24 protein-coding genes and 1 pseudogene are annotated in these 17002 nt (G+C 63.8%); 10 read left to right on the top strand and 15 right to left on the bottom strand.

Features of this window, described 5'->3' with window-relative positions:
• Positions 1 to 173 (top strand): annotated as a pseudogene (locus C3418_RS10985) (IS1595 family transposase); the annotation flags it as partial.
• A gap of 229 nt (positions 174 to 402) precedes the next feature.
• Complete coding sequence (locus C3418_RS10990) at positions 403 to 615, top strand: hypothetical protein (RefSeq protein ID WP_103858497.1); 213 nt, start codon at positions 403 to 405, stop codon at positions 613 to 615.
• A gap of 118 nt (positions 616 to 733) precedes the next feature.
• On the opposite strand, the gene C3418_RS10995 is transcribed toward C3418_RS10990, so the two are convergent.
• On the bottom strand, positions 734 to 1108 hold the full coding sequence (locus C3418_RS10995) for a hypothetical protein (RefSeq protein ID WP_103858498.1): 375 nt from the start codon (positions 1106 to 1108) through the stop codon (positions 734 to 736).
• 148 nt (positions 1109 to 1256) lie between these two features.
• The gene (locus C3418_RS11000) at positions 1257 to 1508 is read right to left on the bottom strand and encodes a hypothetical protein (protein ID WP_039039818.1); all 252 of its coding nucleotides are present in this window, start codon (positions 1506 to 1508) and stop codon (positions 1257 to 1259) included.
• A 245-nt stretch (positions 1509 to 1753) separates the two neighbouring features.
• Here C3418_RS11000 and C3418_RS11005 point away from each other — a divergent pair, with 245 nt between their 5' ends.
• On the top strand, positions 1754 to 2077 hold the full coding sequence (locus C3418_RS11005) for a hypothetical protein (protein WP_103858499.1): 324 nt from the start codon (positions 1754 to 1756) through the stop codon (positions 2075 to 2077).
• Positions 2078 to 2162: 85 nt separating this feature from the next.
• Here the strand turns inward: C3418_RS11005 and C3418_RS11010 are convergent, their stop codons facing one another.
• The 4 genes from C3418_RS11010 to C3418_RS11025 are packed head-to-tail and all read right to left on the bottom strand — an operon-like array spanning position 2163 to position 4707.
• A complete protein-coding gene (locus C3418_RS11010; protein ID WP_103858500.1) occupies positions 2163 to 3065 on the bottom strand; it encodes a hypothetical protein in 903 nt (300 codons plus the stop codon).
• Between the two features lie 11 nt (positions 3066 to 3076).
• Positions 3077 to 3844 (bottom strand): hypothetical protein, encoded by a 768-nt coding sequence (locus C3418_RS11015; RefSeq protein WP_026035107.1) that lies wholly within the window; start codon positions 3842 to 3844, stop codon positions 3077 to 3079.
• Positions 3845 to 3856: 12 nt separating this feature from the next.
• Complete coding sequence (locus C3418_RS11020; protein ID WP_042864495.1) at positions 3857 to 4399, bottom strand: hypothetical protein; 543 nt, start codon at positions 4397 to 4399, stop codon at positions 3857 to 3859.
• A gap of 23 nt (positions 4400 to 4422) precedes the next feature.
• Entirely contained in the window at positions 4423 to 4707 is a 285-nt protein-coding gene (locus tag C3418_RS11025; RefSeq protein WP_024943298.1) for a DnaJ domain-containing protein, read from the bottom strand.
• A 267-nt stretch (positions 4708 to 4974) separates the two neighbouring features.
• On the opposite strand from C3418_RS11025, the gene C3418_RS11030 reads away from it, so the two are divergent.
• Positions 4975 to 5385, top strand: coding sequence for an EF-hand domain-containing protein (locus C3418_RS11030; protein WP_041212307.1), 411 nt, complete (start codon positions 4975 to 4977; stop codon positions 5383 to 5385).
• 76 nt (positions 5386 to 5461) lie between these two features.
• Here the strand turns inward: C3418_RS11030 and C3418_RS11035 are convergent, their stop codons facing one another.
• The 4 genes from C3418_RS11035 to C3418_RS11050 are packed head-to-tail and all read right to left on the bottom strand — an operon-like array spanning position 5462 to position 9219.
• Positions 5462 to 5986 carry a protein disulfide oxidoreductase gene (locus tag C3418_RS11035; protein WP_103858501.1) on the bottom strand — a complete coding sequence of 175 codons (525 nt, stop codon included), beginning with the start codon at positions 5984 to 5986 and terminating at the stop codon, positions 5462 to 5464.
• A 3-nt stretch (positions 5987 to 5989) separates the two neighbouring features.
• Positions 5990 to 6730: a DsbA family protein gene (locus C3418_RS11040; protein WP_010672791.1), complete on the bottom strand. Its 741-nt coding sequence runs from the start codon at positions 6728 to 6730 to the stop codon at positions 5990 to 5992.
• A gap of 10 nt (positions 6731 to 6740) precedes the next feature.
• Positions 6741 to 8783, bottom strand: coding sequence for a protein-disulfide reductase DsbD (locus C3418_RS11045; RefSeq protein ID WP_181023091.1), 2043 nt, complete (start codon positions 8781 to 8783; stop codon positions 6741 to 6743).
• Positions 8784 to 8838: 55 nt separating this feature from the next.
• Positions 8839 to 9219 (bottom strand): hypothetical protein, encoded by a 381-nt coding sequence (locus tag C3418_RS11050; protein WP_039039817.1) that lies wholly within the window; start codon positions 9217 to 9219, stop codon positions 8839 to 8841.
• 163 nt (positions 9220 to 9382) lie between these two features.
• On the opposite strand from C3418_RS11050, the gene C3418_RS11055 reads away from it, so the two are divergent.
• From C3418_RS11055 to pspG, 4 genes are all read left to right on the top strand, one after another.
• Positions 9383 to 10111: a 1-acylglycerol-3-phosphate O-acyltransferase gene (locus C3418_RS11055; RefSeq protein WP_039039739.1), complete on the top strand. Its 729-nt coding sequence runs from the start codon at positions 9383 to 9385 to the stop codon at positions 10109 to 10111.
• A 206-nt stretch (positions 10112 to 10317) separates the two neighbouring features.
• Positions 10318 to 10980 carry a phage shock protein PspA gene (pspA, locus tag C3418_RS11060; protein ID WP_010672795.1) on the top strand — a complete coding sequence of 221 codons (663 nt, stop codon included), beginning with the start codon at positions 10318 to 10320 and terminating at the stop codon, positions 10978 to 10980.
• Positions 10981 to 10982: 2 nt separating this feature from the next.
• The gene (locus C3418_RS11065) at positions 10983 to 11189 is read left to right on the top strand and encodes a PspC domain-containing protein (protein ID WP_010672796.1); all 207 of its coding nucleotides are present in this window, start codon (positions 10983 to 10985) and stop codon (positions 11187 to 11189) included.
• A 47-nt stretch (positions 11190 to 11236) separates the two neighbouring features.
• Complete coding sequence (pspG, locus tag C3418_RS11070) at positions 11237 to 11455, top strand: envelope stress response protein PspG (protein ID WP_010672797.1); 219 nt, start codon at positions 11237 to 11239, stop codon at positions 11453 to 11455.
• Positions 11456 to 11505: 50 nt separating this feature from the next.
• Here pspG and C3418_RS11075 read toward each other — a convergent pair whose 3' ends face one another.
• Together C3418_RS11075 and rarD are read right to left on the bottom strand one after the other, a co-directional pair.
• A complete protein-coding gene (locus C3418_RS11075; protein ID WP_069785614.1) occupies positions 11506 to 11841 on the bottom strand; it encodes a GIY-YIG nuclease family protein in 336 nt (111 codons plus the stop codon).
• Positions 11838 to 12731, bottom strand: coding sequence for an EamA family transporter RarD (gene rarD, locus C3418_RS11080; RefSeq protein WP_103858503.1), 894 nt, complete (start codon positions 12729 to 12731; stop codon positions 11838 to 11840). Before rarD ends, C3418_RS11075 begins: the two co-directional genes overlap by 4 nt.
• A gap of 102 nt (positions 12732 to 12833) precedes the next feature.
• Here rarD and C3418_RS11085 point away from each other — a divergent pair, with 102 nt between their 5' ends.
• A complete protein-coding gene (locus tag C3418_RS11085; RefSeq protein WP_103858504.1) occupies positions 12834 to 13424 on the top strand; it encodes a uracil-DNA glycosylase family protein in 591 nt (196 codons plus the stop codon).
• Here the strand turns inward: C3418_RS11085 and C3418_RS11090 are convergent.
• Entirely contained in the window at positions 13421 to 14278 is an 858-nt protein-coding gene (locus C3418_RS11090; RefSeq protein WP_103858505.1) for a DMT family transporter, read from the bottom strand. The genes C3418_RS11085 and C3418_RS11090 overlap by 4 nt on opposite strands.
• 91 nt (positions 14279 to 14369) lie before the next feature.
• On the opposite strand from C3418_RS11090, the gene C3418_RS11095 reads away from it, so the two are divergent.
• Positions 14370 to 15287 (top strand): LysR substrate-binding domain-containing protein, encoded by a 918-nt coding sequence (locus C3418_RS11095; RefSeq protein ID WP_042079379.1) that lies wholly within the window; start codon positions 14370 to 14372, stop codon positions 15285 to 15287.
• Between the two features lie 96 nt (positions 15288 to 15383).
• Here C3418_RS11095 and znuB read toward each other — a convergent pair whose 3' ends face one another.
• Positions 15384 to 16163 (bottom strand): zinc ABC transporter permease subunit ZnuB, encoded by a 780-nt coding sequence (znuB, locus tag C3418_RS11100; RefSeq protein WP_103858506.1) that lies wholly within the window; start codon positions 16161 to 16163, stop codon positions 15384 to 15386.
• Positions 16164 to 16172: 9 nt separating this feature from the next.
• Complete coding sequence (gene znuC / locus C3418_RS11105) at positions 16173 to 16937, bottom strand: zinc ABC transporter ATP-binding protein ZnuC (RefSeq protein ID WP_039039733.1); 765 nt, start codon at positions 16935 to 16937, stop codon at positions 16173 to 16175.
• Between the last annotated feature and the right edge of the window lie 65 nt (positions 16938 to 17002).

The raw sequence follows: 17002 nt of genomic DNA on the forward strand, positions 1-17002 counted from the left end.
GCAGTTGTCATAAGCTCGGAGCGAAGCATTTACCAAGGCATCTTGCTGAATACTGCTTCCGGTTTAATCATCGTTTTGACCTCAAGAGTATGTTTGTTGAATTGGGGCATGCAGTCGTGGCAAGCCCTCCGATGCCATATCGGCTCTTGAAGCTGGCTGAGGGTCATGGGTAATCAGGTAATGGTATGTCGAGTTTACATATAGGGCTGTAGGTCTGATTAGCGAAGCGTAATCAGACGTTCGCGAAAACCGGTTGCCCCTATCCTGCTGTAACCCATTTTATCTTCCCGTTTTCCACACGCCACTGGGCCAATTGCGGGGACGATTACGCTGCGCTAATCGACCCTACTTTTTCCCGCTCGCTAAGCTTAAAGGGAGCAGCACAGTGCCAGGAGGCCAATCATGAAGATCGACAAAGCCATCGGACTGATCGAGGCCCACGGAGTCTTTCACGGGGATCACTACAGCTTCAACAGCGGCGAGTTCGTGCAGTGGTGCCAGGAAGATACTCACCAGACCCTTAGCCTGGAGCAGGCCAATCACGATCTGGCACCCTTCTGCATCCGGGTCGGTTTTGCCGAACCGGTCCGGTCGTGGCGTTACTATCTCACCTGAACTACCTCACCTGAGGGGTGACGCAGAGGGCGGGACGAGCCGCGCGATGCGGTGAGTCAGTGAAAAAGGAGCCGGCAAGGCTCCTTTGTTGTGATGGGCAGGGCGCTGGGCGAGGGCCCTAGTTGTCGAAGTTCCAGGCGATGGGCAGCTCAAGATCGAAAACAAGCTGATCCCCGTCGAGGGTGAAGGCCACGCTGGTCTGGTGCTGGTCGTATTCGTCGAGAAGGCGGCAGCTCTCGGAAAAGTTGGATTCGTAGCCGAGGCGGGCAGTGCCGCCGGTACGAGCCTCGTCGAGTTCCACCCCCAGCACCCGCAGGGGATCCTTCTGGCTGAGCTTGACCCGGCTGTCACCCACATCCACCAGCCGCTCCAGCAGGGGGAAGAAGTCCTGCTTGTTGGCCTCGATGGCCCGGGAGATGGCTTGCTCCAGCTCGGTGGCGCTGGCAAGGGCGGGATCCAGCGTGTAGCGGGTCTGGATGCTTTCCTGAGTCATATTGTGCTCCTTGGGGCAATGAACCTGCGTCGGCCATCAGCACGATAGGCGGTGAACAAGGCGTGCCTAGCCATTAAATAAGGTGGTGATTCATTCTGGTGGATAAAACCATCACAAAAAACCGATAAAGGCAGCATATTGCTTCTCATCAGGCGGGAATGCGGCCATTGCGCACCAGGGCCCGGCGAATATTTTTGCACATCTTGCCGAAGCGGTTGAGCTCGTCGAAGCTGGGCGGGATGCCGCGATCGATCTGATATTGCCAGTAGCAGAGGTCCGTATCCACCAGCTCCATCAGCTTCTTGGGGCAGCCGATGCAGGTGTTGTCCGGCCCGCATTTGAAGGTATCCGGTTGATAGAGCGGAAATTCCGCCTTCACGGCGTCGATGATCTGCTGCATGGCGGTCATGCGGTCCGGCTTTCTGCTCACGGCTCGTTCCCCGGCGGCTTGTATGGGGGAGTCATTATATCCCTGACAAAATGTGGGCCAATGACGCTTAGGAGGTAGTCCGCCTTGCGTGCACGCCACCGCGCACCGGATCCTGCGCCTGCTTCCCCCTGGTGGCCTCTTCTGTCTGGCGCCGTTTCGGGTCATGATGAAAGCCCCGAACGAACCACTTTTTGACTGACCCCTCTGGAGGTGTGATGAGACCCTGTGCCCTGCTGTTGCTTTTTCCCCTGGTGTGCCAGGCCGAGGTCAGCCCGAGTGAACCCGTGCAGGAAGGTACCCTGGCCAATCAGCAGCTGATCCGGGATGCCATGGTGGGGGTCGCATCCTGGGTGGCCACCAAGGGGTGTGACGCGCCGGAGCGCTTCGTGCCCGTGGTGCTGCAACTTCCCGAGGGGGAGCCGGGCAGTCGCCACTGGCAGGAGCGCTGGACGGTGACGGGCTGTGGCAACGACTATCCCGTGGTGATCGATTTTCGGGAGACCGGGATGCAGAGCGCCATGTGGACCATTGCCCGATAGGGTCGGCGCCGCCATCTGCGAGCTGCAAAGATGACAACGCCCGGCAAGCCGGGCGTTGGGACAGGGTGAAGGGGAAAGCCCGTCATCAGAAGTCGTGGTAGAGGGGCCAGCCGAGCAATGGATGCTTGAGACCGGCGCGCATCTCCATGTTGTCGAGCTTCTCCGGCGAGGCGTCCTCTTTTTGCAACTCCTGGTACTGACGCACAAACCCCAGGGTATGCAGCAGGTTGGGCACAAAGCCCGGGCTCAGCTCCTGACGCAGGGCGGCGGCCATGTCGGCGGGCAACGCGCTCAGCATCAGGGTGAGCTGGGCGGCGAGGTAGTCGGTGTCGTACCAGCCCTCGTCGAGCTCAATCTCCCGCGCCAGCTTGCGCTTGAGATCCTGCTTCACCCTGAGGGGGGCGGCGCCACTGCCCTTGCCGCAGAGGATGCGGTAGAGCAGCGCCTCGGCCAGCTTGTCCTCCATGGTGGGGTGGTCGCTCTCGCAGGCGAAGAAGTGCTGGTCGATGAGCGCCATCAGGCGGCTCTTGTTGTGCTCGGTCAGCGCCTTCTCGTACTCCTGCCACCCTTGCCACTCCTCCACATCGGGCGGGCTCGAGATCTTGTCCAAGAGCCGCGCATCCACGTCACCGTATAGGCTGTTGCCAGCCTGCTTGGGGCTGACGGTGATGAGCATCGACCAGCCCTTCTGGAACGGCTTGATGGGGCCTTCCGGCGCCTGCAACAGGGCCAGTGCCTTGGCCGGATCCCGTTGGGAGAGCTCCTGCAGACCGAGGCTCACCACGCCGATGACGTCGTGGGCGGCCTGCTCCAGCAGGTGCATCTTGTACTTGTTGTAGTACTTGTCGGCGAATTTGAGGCTCATCAGTACCGCCTTGCCCTTGATGGCGGCGAGCTGCTGCTGACTCAAGAGTTCGTTGTCGCGGCCAAAGCGCAGCACCTGGGTCAGAAAGGGGCCCTGGTTGGCATCGCGAATGACTAACTGCATGAATGGGCTCCTTAATCCAGAAAGCTGAACATGTCGTCGACGTCACCGTACTCGTCTTCCTCGACCTTGTTCTTCTCTTTGGCCTGCATCACCAGCTCGGCGGCAAACTTGTTGATGATGCCGTCCCAGGTGGAGTGCTCGTTGCGCAGCAGCGACTTGATGGATTTTTCCACCTCGGGGGCCAGCTCGCGAATGAGCATCAAGAGGCTGCGCGGGTCGTCCAGCGCATAGTCGTGGCTGTCTTCGGCCTGCTGGCGCTCGCTGTAGCGCAGGGACTCTTCGAGATCTTCCTCTTCGGCGTGCAGCACGTCGCGATAGCCTTCGTCCTCTTCATAGCGATCGCCGCGATAGAACTCGATAAAGGGGATGGCGAGGTAGAAGAGACCGGCCGGATCTTCGGCCACGCACTCGAGGATCTCCCGCTGCTTGGCCTCGCTATCCTGGGTGCGGATCAGGTAGTTGAGGAAGTCGAAGGTGTGCTGTTGCAGCTCGTCGGCGTTGTTCTTGATCGCCTCTTCCCAGTAGAGGGGCTGCTGGCAGACGATGTCGCGGATCCGCTCCGGGGTCATCAGCTCGGAGATGATGGAGGGGAAGGAGATGTCGTGCTGGCCGTTAATCTGGGTCAGGGTAACGATATCAATGTTTTCAATCACTTCTGCCAACTGGTCGTCAGACATGGTCTTGGCGATCAGCTCGAACTTCTCGCTGGCCTGCTTCGGCTCGATGACGGCCAGCTCTTTGATCTCGATGGCGGTAATTTCTATCAGACTGTTGCTCATGCCTTGCCCCAATTAGAAACGGACTTCGTCGTACATATCCTGATCGCCGTCGTCATCACCATAGCGGTCACTGCCGCCGTGGTAGTCGGCGTCGGCATCTTCCCCGTCTTCCTCTTCTTCATCGCGCAGCTCGTAATCGTCATCAGCGCGGTGGCTGCCGCGGGGCAGCGGGTTGTCCAGCAGGAACAGCACGGCGCAGGCTTCCATCAGCTGATCTTCGCTCTGGGCCCGCACCGCCTTGACCAGCGGCAGGATGGCATTGTTGAAGCCGACACTCACCTTGAACTCGTCCCAGGAGGGCTGCTCGCCGCTGGCGAGCCACTTGTTCCACTGCGACTTGGCCTTGGGCGGGAACTGCACCCGGCCATAGAGGGCAAGCGGCAGGTATTCGGGCATGAACTCCAGCATGCTCATGTCGGCCAGCAGCAGGGCCTTCATCTTGTCGGTGAACTGCTCGAGCCCCTTGGGGTCATCCTGATCCCGGTAGGATTCGATGTTCTCGCTGGCATCGCTTTGCAGGGCCTTGAGCCGTGCCTGGTCCCATTTTTTTTGCATAGTCGCTCTTCTTGCCTGGTGGCTCAGGGGTAGAACTGGTCCCACATCTCCTGCATGGCAGCAGCGGGATCGGTCACGATGACGTTGTTGAAATCCTTGATAAAGGCGGCCCGCTGTTTCGGATCGGACAGCACTTCATAAGCCTGCTTTACCTGGTGCAGCCGGGCGGCTGCCTGCTCTTTCTCTTCTTCGCTCGCCCCGTGCAGCTTGTCGGGGTGGTACTGGTTCGACAGCCGTCGATAGGCTTTTTTGATGTCGTTTTCACTGGCATTGGACTTGACGCCCAACACCCGGAAGTAGTTGTTCATGACGGATCCTGCCTCACTGGCATGGTGGAATTCATCCTGTGTCGACCTGGTGGCGCAACGTCGGCAAACCAGGCTCGGCAAAAACCGGAGATTTTAACGGAAAGCCGGCGCCTCTGCCATGAAAGTGCGGTCTTTCTGTACGAAAAGAGTGGGCGGTGCGAGATGGCGGCGGGGCTACACTGGCAGAGGGGGGCGGCAGGCCCCGGCGTTGCCCGGCCCCCTCTTGTCCGAACCATCCGGATTCTGCCGTCACAAGGAGTCATCGCCATGGTCAAGTCCGCGTTTTTCGTGCTCGCGCTGGCAGGCAGTGCCGCCTCTGCCAGCGACATATTGCCCGTCTCGCCGCTGATGGGGGATGTCACCAGGGCCCAGTTCATGGAGCGCGCCGCCCAGCGCTTTGCCCTGCAAGACAAAAACGGTGACGGCGTGCTGTCGGTTGCCGAGAAAGAGGCCAATCTGGCAAAGCTGGCTGGCGTGATGCAGCAGGCTGGCAAGCCGGTCCCGGAGCGGATGAGCCAGCTCAAGCCGTCGCGGGAGACCACCAGGGCCCAGTTCATGGCGCGGCAGGAGGCGCTCTTCTCTCGCCTGGACAAGAACGGTGACGGGGTGATCGGGGAGTCTGAGCGTCTCGACATCAAGGCCAATCTGGAGAAGCGGGCGATGGAGGCCGCCCAATAGGGCGGGTTGTCAGCCCTCTGATGAAAAAGAGCCCGGTAGCGATACCGGGCTCTTTGCATCTCTGGCATGAAGGGGGCTACCAGCTTGCCCAGAGCAGCCGCAACCTGAGCCCCCAGGCGCTGCTCCAGCCGGTGGTGCTGCTCACCAGAGCCCCATCCTTGATGACGAGGAAGGTTGGCGTCACCCCCACCTGCCAGCGGGCGGCCAGATCCCCGGACTCGTCGTTGTGGGTGGGGAAGGTCAGCCCCTTCTTCGCCATCCCGGCGCGCAACGGCTCATCGCTGCCGGAGCGCAGGGCCACCGTCAGCACATTTTCACCCTCCTGCCAGAGCTGCTCCACCGTGGGAGTGGTGAAGCGGCACACCCCGCACCAGCTGGCCCAGTAGTAGACCAGCAGGGGCTTGCCGCGGCTCTGCTCGGCCAGAGTGGTGGTGGTGCCGTCCTGCAGGGTGAAGGGGGCCTCCATGGCACCCGCCGGCAGGGTGGGGCTGCGCCACAGATCCACCAGGGTGGTGATGACGAGCGCCATCAGCAGCAGCCAGAGCGCCTCCTTGCCCCAGCGGCGCCAGCGGGGGGCCCTTATGCCTGTATCCTCGGCCATGGCTTAGCTCCGCTTGGCCAGCTCGGCTTTGACCAGCTGCTCCAGCTCGTCATAGGGAATGGCACCCGGTACCAGCTGGTTGCCGATAAGGGTCGCCGGGGTGCCTTGCACGCCGAGCAGGGTGCCGATGCGCAGGCTGTTGCGCAGCTCTTCGGTGGCCTTGCCTGCGGGCTTGAGGGTCAGGTTGTCGGTGGCGGCCAGCGCCTTGTTGATGTCCGTCTCGGTCAGCATCCCCTGCTTGCTCATGAGCTTGTCGTGCAGGGGGAGGAAGCGGGCAGGATCCTGTTGCCACAGGGTCAGGCTGTACTGGGCTGCCTTGGCGGAGGTCTGCCCCTTGAAAGGCAGCAGCTTGATCACCAGCCCCAGATCGTCCGGATAGGCCGCGAGCAGCTTGGCGACCGCCGGGTCGAACTGCTTGCAGTAGGGGCAGTTGTAGTCGGTGAACAGCACCAGGGTCAGCTTGGGATGCTTGGCGCCGAGGCGCGGGCTGGTGGGGCTGTTGAACAGCACGTCCTGGTTGCCCTTGATGAAGTCACCCATCTGGGCTTGCTGGGTCGCGGCGTTCTGTTTCTCCCAGGATTCGGCTGCCTCGTCGAGGATCCCGGGGTTGGCGATCAGGGTCTCGCGAATGAGCTCCTTGATGCGGGCCTCCTGCTCCGGGGTGAAGGGGGCGGCGTGCAGCGTGGGGGTGCCCAGGGTGGCGGCTACCAGGGCGGTGCAGAGGGTCAGGGTTCGCAGTCTCATGGCATTCTCCTTAGAAATGGGTGGCATCGGCCTGAACGAGGCCGGCCTTGTGCAAGCTGTCGAGCAAGTCGGCCTTGTCCAGCAGGGGAGAGAGGATCTCCCCTTCCGGCAGGCCGGGCCCGTAGATCTGGTTGAAGGGAACGGCGGCGGCGCCACGCTGGCGCAGGAAGGCGGAGATGGCATCGCTCGGCCGGCTCCAGTCGCCGCGAAGGGCCACCACGTCCGGGGCCGACAGGGCGCGCTGCACCTCGTCACGCAGCAGCACGTTGTATTTGTTGGCCTTGCAGGTGACGCACCAGTCGGCGGTGACATCCACGAAGACCCGCTTGTTCTGGGCCAGGGCGTCGGCGATGGCCTGTTCGGAGAGCGGCTGCCAGGCGATGCGATCGACGCTGCCACCCCCTTTCACCGTGAGGGCGCCCCCCAGCAGCAGGGCGCCGCCGATGAGTGCCGAGAGGGAGAGGGCCAGGGTGAAACCGCGCAGGCCATAGCGCCAGAGGATGCCCATCAGCAGTGCCAGCACCATGGCGGCCATCAGCCAGCCGGTGGCCGTGCTGCCCAGATGGTTGCCAAGCAGGCTCGCCAGCCAGAGGCTGGAGCCTAGCATCATCAGCCCGAGCAGGATGCGCAGTTGCCCCATCCAGCGCCCCGGTTTGGGCAGCCAGAGGGCGAGGCGCGGCAGGGCCGCCACCAGCAGCCAGGGCAGGCTCATGCCAAGGCCGAGGGCCGTGAAGATGAGCCAGAGCTGGCCGAGCGGCGCCGCCAGGGCAAAGGCCACCGCGGTGCCGAGGAAGGGGGCCGAGCAGGGGGTCGCGAGCAGGGTGGCGAAGCTCCCTTGCAGGAAGTGGCCGCCGAGCCCCTTGCCGCCGAGGGTGGCGAGGCGAGTGCTGAGATTGCTGGGCAACCTTATCTCGAACAGCCCCAGCAGGTTGGCGCAAAACAGCAGGGTCACCGCCACCATGAAGCCGATGAAACCAGCGCTCTGGAACTGGATCCCCCAACCTACGGCCCCTTGTGTGGCGCGCAGCAGGCTGCTCATGGCTGCCAGCACCCAGAAGGAGGTGATTATCCCGGCGCTGGCGGCGAGGAACTGCTTGCGCACGCCTCCTTGTTCGCGCCCCTGCTGCTGCAACACGGTACCGAGTTTCAGGGCCAGCACCGGCAGCACGCAGGGCATCAGGTTGAGGATGAGACCGCCGAGCAGTGCCGCCCCCAGCAGCCAGAGAAGTGGCTGCTCGGGGGCCGGCAGGGCGAGGGGCCCGGCGATGGTGGCGCGGGTCTGCCAGGCCTGCTCGCCGCTGGTGAGCAGCAGGCCGAGGGATTGGCCACGCAAGTCAGGGGCATCCCCCTGCCAGCCGTCGCTGACCGGCACCCGGGCGATCAGGGTGGTGCCGCTTACCTCGAGCGCGGGCTTGCCGAACTCGGCCCCCTCCAGCGCATCGATGAAGAGCGCAGGTTCCTGCCAGCCTTCTGCCCGCTCGGCCCGCAGTTGCAGCTGGTTATGCTGGTAGCCGAGCTCGACCCGGGTGTCGGCGGGCAGCGTCTGTGGCAGGGTGCTCATAGCCCGGGCCCAGGCGAAGTCGAAACCGGCCGGCGCCTGCCCATCCGCCGCCAGGGTGAAGGGGTAGTCGGTCAGGATGCAGACATTGCTGCAGGTGGAGAGGCGCAAGGTGCCCTTGAGCGGCTGTCCGACCGGGTAGCCCAGGTTCAGGGGGAAGCGTACCTGCTCCTGATAGCCCTGGGTGCTGAGCCCGGCGACCTCAAAGGGGCGCGGAGTGGGCCAGTGCCACTGGAAGTCGCCGACCGGCTCATCCCACAGGATCTGGGGCGCTATGCCCCCTTCACCCGGGCTGTGCCAGTAGGTCTTCCAGCCTGACGCCAGCTGGACATCGAGCAGGATGCGGGTCTGATCCGGGACGCTGCGGTCGGCTTGCAGCCTGACCTTGGCGTGACTGTTCTGGGGGCGGGTGAGCCACCCCGTATCGCTGGCCAATCCGCTGGATTGCCACAGCAGGCTGCCCAGTAGCAGGGCCGCCTTGAAGAGATTCGACATGTGTTGGGTCTCGCAAAAAAATGAGTGACAGCAGGCTGAAAAAGCGCGGCTGAACTCATTCCCGCCAGACGCAGAGGGTGAGGTGCAGTCGCCGCTCCGGCGGCGAGACATTGATGGGGGGAGGCAGTGCCGGCGCGCGCCGTGACAGGGGCACCAGCAGGGCAATCACGAAGGCGATGGCGAAGAAGAGTTGCTCCACGCACAGCAGACTGGCGGCGCTCAGCCACTTGCCGTTGAGCTGGCAGCTGTTGGGCTGCACACTGGCGGGCGTGCCCTTGTCGGCCTGGTCGTCGGCTGAGGCAAACTGGGGCAGGGTCTGGCAACTCACTGCGTGATCGAGCAGGGCGAGGCGGGCCAGCGGCTGGGCCGCGCAATTGAGCACCAGCAGGCAGACCAGCAGCAGGAGTCGTGTCGCCGCGCGTTGTTGCAAAATCATGCTCGCCCCGTTCATCAAGATGGCCACATCCTAGCGGGCAATGGCGGGTGGGGCAAGCCGGGGTGGCCGGTGGCGTCCGGGGCTGGTCGGTTCTGTCTGGCGAACGCTTGTTCGCTAAAAGGGGGACCAGTATACTGCGCCGAGTCAAATTCCGAGGTGTTCGATGCTCAAACTTGCCCGTGTGCTGCTGCTGGCACTGCTGCTCGTCTTCTGGTTCCTGTTCGGCCTGTTGCTTTGTCTGGTGCGCCCGCGCCACCCGAACAACGTCTATGTCTTCGCCCGCATGTATCATGCGGTCTGCCCGCTCATCGGCCTCAAGGTCCGGGTGACGGTGGCCGACGAGGTCAAATCGGTGGGACCTGCGGTCTACGTCTGCAATCACCAGAGCAACTACGACATCTTCACCGTGACCGGCGCCGTGCAGCCCGGCGTGGTGGCCGTGGGCAAGAAGAGCCTGCTGTGGCTCCCCTTCTTCGGTCTCATCTTCTGGCTCTCCGGCAACGTGCTGATCGACCGCTCCAACCGCTCCCGCGCCATCGGCACCATCGGCCAGGTGGTGGATCGCATCAAGCATCGCGGCACCTCCATCTGGATGTTCCCGGAGGGGACCCGCTCCCAGGGGCGTGGTCTGCTGCCGTTCAAGGCGGGGGCCTTCCACACTGCCGTCCAGGCCGAGGTGCCGGTGGTGCCCATCGTCTGCTCCAGCTACTTCGGTCAGGTCGATCTCAACCGCTGGGACAACGGCGAGGTGCTGCTGGAAGTGATGGCCCCGGTGTGCAGCAAGGAGCACGGCGCCGCCGGCATCCGCGAGCTCTCCGACACCTGCCGGGAGAAGATGGAAGCCAAGCTGGCGGAGCTGGATGGCAAGCTTGGCCATCGGCCGGCGGCCTGAGCCCGGTTGCAGAGAAGAGAGGGAGCCGCTGGCTCCCTTTTTTATTGGTGAAAATCACCATCTTGTTGGTTTTTTTCACCACGCTGTATCCAATGAACATCCATCGTTAACTTTCATCTATTTGTAAATAAAAGAAAAAATATTCTGGCACGGCTCTTGTAATGTCATGGGAAGAGAGTGACACCCCATCAACAAGGAGCCAGACCATGAGCGTATTCAGCCGCCTGACCGACGTGATCAATGCCAACCTGCACAGCCTGCTCGACAAGAGCGAAGAGCCGGAGAAGATGCTGCGGCTGATGATCGAGGAGATGGAGCAGGTCCAGGTCGAGATGAGAACCCAGGCCGCCCGCGTCATCGCCGAACAGAAACAGCTGGAGCGCCATCAGCAGGCGCTGCGCAACCAGATCCAGGAGTGGGCAGCCAAGGCCGAACTCGCCATCCAGAAGGGCCGCGAAGATCTGGCCCGTGCCGCCCTCACCGAGAAGCTGGCGGAGATGAAGCAGTGCGAGCGGCTGGAAGAGGACAAGGCGCGGGTGGCCGAAGTGCTGGCCCAGCTCACCGCCGACAGCGAGCGGCTGGCGGCCAAGCTGACCGAGGCGCGGGAGAAGCAGAAGATGCTGACCCTGCGCGAGCAGACCGCCCACAGCCGCATCCGCGCCCGTGCCCAGGTGGACAACCAGCGCATGCACGAGCTGGTGGCCCGCTTCGACGGCTTCCAGAACCGGGTCGATCAGCTGGAGGCCCAGCTGGAGGCGGCGACCCTGGGGCAGAATCCGTCCCTCGAGGCCCAGTTCCGCGAGCTGGAGCTGAACGACGAGATTGAGCGGGAACTGGCCCGGCTCAAGGGTCAGAAGGTGGAGGCATAACCATGACACCCTGGCCCAAGGATCTCGCCCATCGCAAGCTGACCGGGGTCTGCGCCGGTCTTGCCAGAGGGCTGGGGGTGTCCAGAGTGACGGTGCGGGTGGTGGCCCTGCTCGCCCTGATCCTGATGCCGCCGCTGGCCCTGGCGCTCTATCTGGTGGGGGTGCTCGTCATGCCTCCCCGCCGTGAACTTCAACGCTGGCTGGGGTGATCTCCGGATCGTCCCGTCGGCAAGTGCAAGCCCGTGAGGAGCACAACATGCTGGAATTTATCGTCTTGATCCTGGTGCTGATCGGCATGGCGCTGACCGGATTCACCGTGCTGGCCATGCTGCTGGTGAGCGGGGTCTTCGTGCTGTTTGGCGCCCTGGCCGGCATGTTTGCCCTCATCATCAAGCTGGCGCCCTGGTTGCTGGTGGTGCTGGTGGTGTGCTGGCTACTCAGCAACAGGCGCAAGCAGTCGAACACCTACCGTTAAGCCTCCCTGATTTCGCATCCTTCCTTGGCCACTGCTTGCAGTGGCCCTTTTTATGGGGGCGACACAGGGTCGGTGTGCGGGGTGGCAAGCCAGGAAAGGCTCCAGCCGTGCCACAGCGCCGGCTCGTGCACCAGGCGCTCCTTGAATGCCTTGCTCTGCTGCTTGAGGCGGTACTCGAGGCGCAGCGCCTCGGGTTTGCCGGGGACCTCCTGCTGCCATACCAGGGAGAGGGGGCCCTTGCCGCGCAGGGCTCTGGCACCCTTGCCGCTCTGGTGCTGACGCAGTCGCCGCTCGGGATCCGTGCTGATCCCCGCATAGAGTGCCCCGGCGCCAGTGCGCACCAGATAGACAAACCAGCGGGAGGGAGTGGGGGTGGCGAGGGTCACGAGGTGCGCCACCTGGCCCGCTGGCGCCCAAGCCGGTGCAGGGGCAGCAGGCTCACCAGCAGGCCGGCCCAGACGAAGGCAAAGCCCACGGATTTCACCGGATCCGGGATCTCGCCAAACCAGAAGAGGGCGAGCAGGAAGGCGAGGCTCGGCTCTATGTATTGCAGCAGCCCCACCGTGCTCATGGGCGTGCGCGCCACCGCATAGCAGAACAGCCCCACCGGCAGCAGGGTGGCGGGGGCACTGCCCATCAGCAGCAGGCGCTCGGTCCAGTCACCGGCCATAAACTGGCTGGTGCCCTGCAAGGTCAGCCAGCCGATGATCAGCAGGGCGACGGGCAACTGCACCAGGGACTCCAGATAGAGGCTGGTACCGGCGTCCAGTCTCACCTTCTTCTTGATGAGGCCGTAGAGGGCGAAGTTGGCCCCCATCACGAGGGAGAACCAGGGCAGCTCGCCGTAGGAGAAGAGCATGTAGGCGAGCCCCGCCAGGGCGAGCGCCACCGCCAGGTGTTTTTGCGGGGTGAGCTTCTCTTTGAGGAAGAGCACCGCAAAGGCGATGTTGAACAGCGGGGTCATGAAGAAGGCGAGGCTGGTGGCCAGCACCTGGCCCGTGGTCAGGCACCAGGTGAACATGCACCAGCTGATGGACATCAAGGGGCCCGCCAGCAGCACGAGGCCGAGCTGCCGGGGATCGCCGCGCAGGGCCCCCCAGGGTACCCGATGGCCGAGGAGCAGAAGCAGGCCTCCCAGCAGCACCACGGACCAGAGCACCCGGTGGGAAAGCAGTTCCCACATGTTGATCTCGGGCATGAACTGGTAATAGAGGGGCAGCATGCCCCACAGCACGAATGAGAGGGCCGCGCTGCCGGTGCCCATCCAGTTCTTCATCTCTCTCCGTTTATTAAACTAAACAATGGCGGCTGCATGATAAGTATCCGCCGCCACTTTCACAAGCGGGAGCGGGGAGAAAACTCTGGTACTATCGGGTCCATGAACCGACTCGATATCCTGTTTGAACAGATCCGGGCCTGCCGCCTGTGCGAGGCCCACCTGCCGCTCGGCCCAAGGCCGGTGATCCGCGGCAACGAGCGCGCCCGTCTGCTCATCATCGGCCAGGCCCCCGGCACCCGGGTACACGCCAGCGGCATCCCCTGGGACGACCCCTCCGGCGATCGGCTGCGCCAGTGGCTCGGGGTGGACAAGAGCGTCTTCTACGACGAATCCCGCATCGCAATCATGCCCATGGGGCTCTGTTACCCGGGCCGGGGCAAGTCGGGGGATCTGCCCCCAAGGCCGGAGTGCGCCCCCACCTGGCACGACAAGGTGCTGATGCTGTTGCCCAACATCGAGCTGACCCTGCTGATCGGCCAGTATGCACAGGCTTACTACCTGCGGGAGGCGGCGAAAGGGTCGCTGACCGAGACGGTGCGACACTGGGCGGACTATGGCCCGGCCTGGTTGCCGCTGCCGCACCCGTCACCGCGCAACACCCTCTGGCTCAGGAAGAATCCCTGGTTCGAGCAGGCCGTGATCCCCCATCTGCAGCAGAGGGTCGCCCCCCTGCTTGACCCGGCAGGCTAGAGCGCCGGCTCGGCCTGCGGCTTGGGCTTGCTGCGGGCCATGGCGACCAGCGGCAGTATGATGCACAGGCACCCCAGCAGCAGCGGCAGCCCCGGCTGCTCGTCAAACAGCCAGACCCCGATGGCGACTGCCATCAGCAGCCCGGTGTACTCCGCCGAGGCGATCTTGCTCGCCTCCGCCTTGCGATAGGCCATCACGCACAGCCCCGCATAGACCATGATGAGCGCCGAGGAGCCGAAGGCGGGCCACCACATCTGCCACTGCCAGTCGCCCCCTTCCCACCAGGCCAGCGCCAGGATGAAGGGCATGCTCAGCACATTGGTGAAGAACAGGGTCTGGGCGATGGGCTGCTGGAGCGGGATCCGCTTGATCAGCAGATTGTTGACCGCCAGGGAGAGCGCCACCCCCAGGGCCGCAAGGGCGGCCCAGTTCACCTCGGTGGGGCGCAGCACGATCAGCACCCCGACAAAGCCGATGAAGGCGGTCAGCACCTTCTGGCGCGAGATTGCTTCCCCCGCCAGCCACACCGCCAGCGGCACCATCATCAGCGGCGCCGCATAGAAGAGGGCGTTGGCGGTGGCGAGCGGCAACCGGGTGAGGGCGATCACCATCAGGCAGACGCCGACGGCCCAGATATGGGCTCGCAGCAGGTGCCACTTGAGCGCCACCGGCGGGTTGCGACGCCATGACCAGAGCAGCCAGGGGGCCAGCAGGATGGCGGCGGAGAGCTGGCGGAAGAAGACGAACTGGAACACCGGCTGGTCCGGCTCCAGCACCTTGACCAGGGCGTCGGAAAAGACCGCCACCATATTGCCCAGCACCAGATAAAGGATGCCGATCCCCACTGCATTCATACCACCTCCCATGTTTGATGAGGGAAGGGTAGCCCGCGTGCCGTTATCCAGTAAAATGATAAAAAGTCACCATGCATGAGAATTTTGGATAATGAAGCTGCCCCCCCTGCGTGCCGTTCAATACTTCGAAGTGGTTGCCCGTCTGCTGAGCTTTTCCCGCGCGGCCCTGGAGCTCAACGTCAGCCAGAGCGCGGTGAGCCACCAGATCCGCCTGCTGGAGGATTTCCTCGGGGAGCGGCTGCTACTGCGTCAGGGGCGACTGCTCTCCCTGACGCCCCAGGGGGAGACCTATTTCGAGGGGATCTCCGCCGGGCTGGTCCAGATAGCCCAGAGCAGCGAGCAGTTGCGCGGCGGCGGCGAGATGCGGGTGCGGCTAGCTGTCTACAGCTCCTTTGCGGTGAAGTGGCTGATCCCCCGCCTGGCCGGGCTGCGCCAGCTCCATCCCGAGCTGGATCTCAGTCTGGAGATGGTGGCGGAAGACCCCGAGCTCTCCGACAGGGTGGCGGACGGCTTCATCACCGTCTCCCCCGAGGGGCCCGGGTACCTGCACGATCTGCTCTATCGGGAGCGGCTGATGCCCGTCTGCAGCCGGCGCCTGTGGCAGCAGGTGGAGGGGGAGTGGCCCGCGACCCTGTGGCAGTTGCCGCTGCTCTCCATCCAGGCGATCTACAAGGAGAAGGGAGAGGACTGGCGGCGCTGGGCCGAGGTGGGGGGCCTGACCATTCCCCCCGAGGCGAGGGTGCACCATTTCAGCCATATCCTGCTGGCGCTGGAGGCGGCGAACTGGGACCAGGGGATGGCGCTCATCAACGACTACATGCTGCAGCCGGAGGACCCTCGCCTGGTGCGGCTGCCGTTGCACGCCCTCGAGACCGGCGACAACTTCTATTTCGTCTGCAAGCGCTCGCGCGCCCATGAACCCGCCATCAGCCGGCTGCGCCAGTGGCTGTGGCAGGAGTCGCAGGCGAGCCTGAGGCCCGGGGAAAACGAGCCCCTCAGGCGCGTCTGAACCGACTTGGTACGAAGAGGCTGGCGGCGCAGACCACGACGGACTGGCCTGGATTGCGGGGGCTGATGGCGCTGGCGAGACCAGCGCCATCGATCTTCACGTTCGCTTGAACTGGCTCAGTACAAACAAGGTGGTGGCGCAAACCACCACAGATGGACCCGCCGGGGTGTCCTGATACCAGGAGAGGGTCAGCCCGCCGAGTACGGCGAGGCAGCCGATGAGGGCCGCAAAACCGGCCATCTGCTCCGGGGTCTGGCTGAAGCGGCGGGCGGTGGCGGCGGGGATGATCAGCAGGGAGGTGATGATGAGCGCGCCGACGAACTTCATCGCCACGGCGATCACCAATCCGATCAACAGCATCAGCACGCAGCGCAGCACCTCGACCCGCACCCCCTCTACCCGCGCCAACTCTTCCGAGATGGTCATGGAGAGCAGGGGATCCCAGAGCCGCCACAGGGTGAGCAGCACCAGGGCGCCGCCGCCGTAGATCCAGAGCAGATCCATGGGCTGTACCGAGAGCAGGTCGCCGAACAGGTAGGCCATCAGATCCACCCGCACGTTGTCCATGAAGCTCAGGGTCACCAGGCCGAGCGACAGGGCGCTGTGGGCCAGGATGCCGAGCAGGGTGTCGGTGGCCACCTGCTGGTTGCGGCTCATGATCACCAGCAGCATGGCCATGGCGAGGCAGCAGACCACCACCGCCAGGGTGAGGTCCACCTGCAGCAGGATGCCGAGCGCTATGCCGAACAGGCAGGCGTGGGAGAGGGTGTCGCCAAAATAGGCCATCTTGCGCCACACCACGAAGCTGCCGAGGGGGCCGGCCAGCAGGGCGATGCCGAGGCCGGCCGCGAGGGCGTATAACAGAAAGCTGTCCACGTGAAGATCCTAGTTGTTGCGAGAGGGCAGGCGGATGACGGGAGCCTGCGGTTCATGATGATGGTGTTCGCCATCGCAGTGGTGATGGTGGGTATAGACCGCCAGCACCTCCCGCTCCGGCCGCCCGAACAGGCGGGCAAATTCCGGGTGGCGGGCCACGCTCTGTGGCTCGCCGTGGCAGCAGACGTGGCGATTGAGGCAGATCACCTCGTGAGTGCTGGCCATCACCAGGTGCAGATCGTGGGAGACCATCAGCACGGCGCAGTGGAACTCGGCGGCCAGCTGGCTGATGAGGGCATAGAGCTCGATCTGGCCCGTGATATCTACCCCTTGCACCGGTTCGTCCAGCACCAGCAGCTCGGGTTTGACCAGCAGGGCGCGGGCCAGCAGCACCCGCTGCATCTCGCCACCGGAGAGCTTTTGCATCCGGTTGTCCAGCAGATCCTGGGCACCGACCCGATTGAGCGCCTCCTCGATGGAGAGGCGGCTGTTCTTGCCAAGTTGCAGGAAGCGGCGCACCGTCAGGGGGAGGGTGGGGTCCAGATAGAGGCGCTGGGGTACATAGCCGACCCGCAGATCGCGGCGGCGAACGATGTCCCCCGAATCTGGGCTGAGCAAGCCCAGCACCAGCTTGCTCAGGGTGCTCTTGCCCGCCCCGTTGGGGCCGACCAGGGTGGTGATTTTGCCTTTGTTCAGGGTAAAGGAGACCTTGTCGAGCACGAGTCGTCCGTCAAATGAGAGACAGACCTCTTTCAGCTCCACCAGTTGGGTCATGACAGCTCCGGGGTTTACAGCCTGTGAGAGTTATAATATAACAGCGACGTTGGTTTGTTATATTA

Origin of the sequence: Aeromonas sp. ASNIH8, assembly GCF_002919855.1 — a bacterium.
GTDB classification, from domain to species: domain Bacteria; phylum Pseudomonadota; class Gammaproteobacteria; order Enterobacterales; family Aeromonadaceae; genus Aeromonas; species Aeromonas caviae.

Bases quoted from the DNA above. Each gene is read 5' to 3' on its own strand.
- C3418_RS10990 (WP_103858497.1), top strand. From the start codon at position 403: ATGAAGATCGACAAAGCCATCGGACTGATCGAGGCCCACGGAGTCTTT.
- C3418_RS10995 (WP_103858498.1), bottom strand. From the start codon at position 1,108: ATGACTCAGGAAAGCATCCAGACCCGCTACACGCTGGATCCCGCCCTT.
- C3418_RS11000 (WP_039039818.1), bottom strand. From the start codon at position 1,508: ATGCAGCAGATCATCGACGCCGTGAAGGCGGAATTTCCGCTCTATCAA.
- C3418_RS11005 (WP_103858499.1), top strand. From the start codon at position 1,754: ATGAGACCCTGTGCCCTGCTGTTGCTTTTTCCCCTGGTGTGCCAGGCC.
- C3418_RS11010 (WP_103858500.1), bottom strand. From the start codon at position 3,065: ATGCAGTTAGTCATTCGCGATGCCAACCAGGGCCCCTTTCTGACCCAG.
- C3418_RS11015 (WP_026035107.1), bottom strand. From the start codon at position 3,844: ATGAGCAACAGTCTGATAGAAATTACCGCCATCGAGATCAAAGAGCTG.
- C3418_RS11020 (WP_042864495.1), bottom strand. From the start codon at position 4,399: ATGCAAAAAAAATGGGACCAGGCACGGCTCAAGGCCCTGCAAAGCGAT.
- C3418_RS11025 (WP_024943298.1), bottom strand. From the start codon at position 4,707: ATGAACAACTACTTCCGGGTGTTGGGCGTCAAGTCCAATGCCAGTGAA.
- C3418_RS11030 (WP_041212307.1), top strand. From the start codon at position 4,975: ATGGTCAAGTCCGCGTTTTTCGTGCTCGCGCTGGCAGGCAGTGCCGCC.
- C3418_RS11035 (WP_103858501.1), bottom strand. From the start codon at position 5,986: ATGGCCGAGGATACAGGCATAAGGGCCCCCCGCTGGCGCCGCTGGGGC.
- C3418_RS11040 (WP_010672791.1), bottom strand. From the start codon at position 6,730: ATGAGACTGCGAACCCTGACCCTCTGCACCGCCCTGGTAGCCGCCACC.
- C3418_RS11045 (WP_181023091.1), bottom strand. From the start codon at position 8,783: ATGTCGAATCTCTTCAAGGCGGCCCTGCTACTGGGCAGCCTGCTGTGG.
- C3418_RS11050 (WP_039039817.1), bottom strand. From the start codon at position 9,219: ATGATTTTGCAACAACGCGCGGCGACACGACTCCTGCTGCTGGTCTGC.
- C3418_RS11055 (WP_039039739.1), top strand. From the start codon at position 9,383: ATGCTCAAACTTGCCCGTGTGCTGCTGCTGGCACTGCTGCTCGTCTTC.
- pspA (WP_010672795.1), top strand. From the start codon at position 10,318: ATGAGCGTATTCAGCCGCCTGACCGACGTGATCAATGCCAACCTGCAC.
- C3418_RS11065 (WP_010672796.1), top strand. From the start codon at position 10,983: ATGACACCCTGGCCCAAGGATCTCGCCCATCGCAAGCTGACCGGGGTC.
- pspG (WP_010672797.1), top strand. From the start codon at position 11,237: ATGCTGGAATTTATCGTCTTGATCCTGGTGCTGATCGGCATGGCGCTG.
- rarD (WP_103858503.1), bottom strand. From the start codon at position 12,731: ATGAAGAACTGGATGGGCACCGGCAGCGCGGCCCTCTCATTCGTGCTG.
- C3418_RS11085 (WP_103858504.1), top strand. From the start codon at position 12,834: ATGAACCGACTCGATATCCTGTTTGAACAGATCCGGGCCTGCCGCCTG.
- C3418_RS11090 (WP_103858505.1), bottom strand. From the start codon at position 14,278: ATGAATGCAGTGGGGATCGGCATCCTTTATCTGGTGCTGGGCAATATG.
- C3418_RS11095 (WP_042079379.1), top strand. From the start codon at position 14,370: ATGAAGCTGCCCCCCCTGCGTGCCGTTCAATACTTCGAAGTGGTTGCC.
- znuC (WP_039039733.1), bottom strand. From the start codon at position 16,937: ATGACCCAACTGGTGGAGCTGAAAGAGGTCTGTCTCTCATTTGACGGA.